1 protein-coding gene is annotated in these 2,399 nt (G+C 53.2%); it reads right to left on the bottom strand.

Translation table 11 applies throughout. The annotated features are described in order from the left end of the window. Positions 1-1,953: 1,953 nt before the first annotated feature. The coding region (locus G7Y52_RS14745; RefSeq protein ID WP_165068766.1) for an IS630 family transposase at positions 1,954-2,399 on the bottom strand (446 nt) is incomplete at its 5' end.

The raw sequence follows: 2,399 nt of genomic DNA, 5'->3' as shown, positions 1-2,399 counted from the left end.
CGCCGTGCCAGGCGCGGATCAGGAAGGGGGTAGCCGTGCCCGTTCCTTATATTCTGATTCTCCCCGCCCGGCAATGTTTTCTACGGCAGTGCCGCGCTTACCCGGAACTGTTTGCGCTTGTGGGCGGAAGCGTGCCGGATCTGCGTGGAGTTTTTTTGCGGGGGCATGGGGGAAATTCCGCAGGGCTGGGGGTAAAACAAGAAGATACTGTAGGGCCACACAGCCACTACTTGGGGTTTTCTTTAACAACACTGGCGGACTGGGAACCACCTAATGATCTTTTTTCTCCTTCAGGGGGAGATAGACAAACTCTAAAAGTAGGGGATGGGATTGGAGAAGAGACAGGCCCTAAAAATATGGCAGTACGCTACCTGATCCGAGTCCGGCCCTGATACTTGCCAATCAGGCAGGAAGGGTTTATCTGAAAGGGGAACCCCGGCCCTGCTACGAACAGGAGCCGGGGCTGGCACGGCGCGGTTTGCGCCCCCGTGCACGGCTACCGATACGGGTTACTTTTTTCGACCCCGGCCCACCGCTAATGGGCCGGGGTCAACTCTTATCTGGCGTCAGACGTCAGTAAGAGGACAAGGGCCATAGCGACAGTCAGGACGAAAACAAGTTTCCGCATGGCTGCGCCCTCCTTTTCCGTTTGCGCCGTGCCGACGCTTGGGCCAGAGGGTAGCCGTGCCCGTTCCTTATATCCAGATTTTCCACGCGCCACAACGCTTTTCAGACCGGCGCGCGCCTTCCCGGAACTGTTTGCGCTTGTGGGCGGCACTGTGCCGGATCTGAGGGGACTTTTTTTGCGGGGGCATGGGGGAAATTCCGCAGGGCTGGGAGTGCATCAGGGGCACGCTACAAGAAATTATAATGGTGTCGGTTATATTTGGACGGGGTTTGGAGCAGATTTACGAGCAAGTGGAGCATTCGTCTGGAACAGCTCATGGGGAATTTCAGCACCTGCCGCTTCATGGGGAGGATGGACCTGTAATCAATATCGAATTGATGTTTCTCCTGCCGCTTACGGTGTACCTGTTGCCAATGAAGTGCGCCCCGATAACCAGGCCGTCCGCTATCTCATCAGGGCTATGCCTTAACGTGCCCGGATCAGGTAGCGCACAGCCCGGTTTACCGGACGGATTTCGCTATCGACTGGAGTAACACGCGAAGCGTAGAAATCGGCTCCGTGTTTAGCCCAGTTCCCTCCTGCTGGCGGATGCACGCCTGAAGCCCAGGAGCTGCCGTAGTACATGGCCCCTTGGGTGCTTGTGCCCCAACCAGATGCAATCAGTTCTTGGAATCCTCCCCAAATCTCCCGGATCGCATCACCCTGAACCTGACCAAGTTCCGCACTTTTGTGCGTCACGGTACCATAATGTGTTGACGTATGGGAGCCGTGGCCACGCAAAAAAAGTCCGCGCAAATCGGGAACTCGCCTGCCCACAAGCGCAAACAGTTCCGGGAACGCGCGCGCCGGTCTGAAAAGCGTTGTGGCGCGTGGAAGATCTGGATATAAGGAACGGGCACGGCTACCCTCTGGCCTGAGCGTCGGCACGGCGCAAACGGAAAAGGAGGGTATCGGCCATGCTGCGAGTTGTTTTCGCCGCGATCATCGCGCTGGTACTGGTCCTGCTTCTAGTCTCCACGGCTAGATAACAGTTGACCCCGAACCATCGCGAGTGGTTCGGGGTCGAAAAGGCTTGTCACACTGGTAGCCGTGCACGGGGGCGCAAACCGCGCCGTGCCAGCCCCGGTTCCTGTTGACGCAGGGACCGGGGTTCCCTTTTTAGATAACCCCTTCATGCCTGATTGGCAAGTATCAGGGCCGGACTCGGATCAGGTAGCGTACTGCCATATTTTTAGGGCGTGTCTCTTCTCCAATCCCATCCCCTACTTTTAGAGTTTGTCTATCTCCCCCTGAAGGAGAAGAAAGATTATTAGAGCATTTTGCTTTTAACTTTTTACATAGCCACAGGATTTAAACCATCCTTCAGCGTCTTTTTGTGTGATACAACTTAATGCTTTTCCAATGGATTTGTACAGTTCATCACATGTTTTTGCTTTCATACCCCGAAGTAATTGTTTCACTTTGCTCCACATCTTTTCAATGGGATTTAAATCCGGGCTGTATTCTGGAAGGAAAATATACTTGCAGCCTTTTTCCCTTATCAAGTTTTGGGCTGTTTTTGATTTATGGACATTCAAATTATCCATTATAACAACATCGTTAGCTTTAAGCGTTGGAAGAAGAAATTTTTCAATATAAGCATTGTACATTTTTCCATCCAGTGCCCCATCAAAAACAACACTGCAAGTTTCTCCCGTTACCCGGATTGCTGAAAGTATGCTTATCCTTTCCCAACGTCCCTCTGACGCATGATCATGGCAACGTTGGCCAT

Origin of the sequence: Desulfovibrio sp. ZJ200 (assembly GCF_011039095.1) — a bacterium.
Lineage (GTDB): Bacteria > Desulfobacterota > Desulfovibrionia > Desulfovibrionales > Desulfovibrionaceae > Desulfovibrio.
This window is presented reverse-complemented; position numbering and strand designations above follow the sequence as displayed.